The following is a 279-nucleotide window of genomic DNA, read 5'->3' as shown; positions in this document are numbered from 1 at the left end:
GCATCGACAGGCCACGGCTGAACCAGCGCGCCTCCTGCAGCATCTCGCGCAGCGCCGGGGCGGCGTCGCTCGTTTCGGCCAGCACCTGCTCGTACTGGCTGTTGATCGACACGCGACGGCTGGTGGCCGGGTTCAGGGCGACCTTCCACTGCCCGTCGGCGTGCCAGGCGACGACGTCCGGCACCACTACCGCGTTGCGTTCGGGCAGCAGGCTGTCGCCCGGGCGCGGCTGCAGCGAGAGGATCAGGCGCACGGCCTCGCGGACGTCGTCGATCTCGG

1 pseudogene is annotated in these 279 nt (G+C 71.7%); it reads right to left on the bottom strand.

Annotation, left to right across the window (positions count from 1 at the left end):
* Positions 1-279 (bottom strand): annotated as a pseudogene (locus tag EN850_RS36085) (RNA polymerase sigma-54 factor); the annotation flags it as partial.

Origin of the sequence: Mesorhizobium sp. M8A.F.Ca.ET.207.01.1.1 (assembly GCF_004794715.1) — a bacterium.
Lineage (GTDB): Bacteria > Pseudomonadota > Alphaproteobacteria > Rhizobiales > Rhizobiaceae > Mesorhizobium.
This window is presented reverse-complemented; position numbering and strand designations above follow the sequence as displayed.